Here is a 386-nt window from a genome sequence, read left to right on the forward strand (position 1 = left end):
CTAAACCATATAAAGCAGTGAGTCGCTCTCCACTTTGGAAAAACAGCACCTTAAAGGTCGCTTTTTTCACTCTCATTGTTTTTGCGGTGGCTATATTTGTAACCGTGCCATTTAGTATTGAAGCACAAGCGGTGTTCATTAGTTTAATTTTGGTTGTTGCTTATTCTCTAAGGCGGGTTGAAGGGAAAATGGCCACTATTGTAATGATCACCCTTTCTGTTACAACCTCTACACGTTATCTATGGTGGCGCTACACTGACACGCTTAACTGGGGTGACCCTTTAGCCCTTACCCTAGGGATTGGTTTGCTGCTTGCTGAAAGTTACGCTTGGTTAGTACTAATATTAGGCTTTTTCCAAACCATTAATCCATTAAACCGTAAACCA

At 41.5% G+C, this 386-nt stretch carries 1 pseudogene; it reads left to right on the plus strand.

What is annotated here, in order from left to right:
- Positions 1–17 precede the first annotated feature (17 nt).
- Positions 18–386, plus strand: a pseudogene (locus HUS61_RS21355) (UDP-forming cellulose synthase catalytic subunit); the annotation flags it as partial.

Origin of the sequence: Pseudoalteromonas sp. 0802, from assembly GCF_013350085.1 — a bacterium.
Taxonomy (GTDB): domain Bacteria; phylum Pseudomonadota; class Gammaproteobacteria; order Enterobacterales; family Alteromonadaceae; genus Pseudoalteromonas.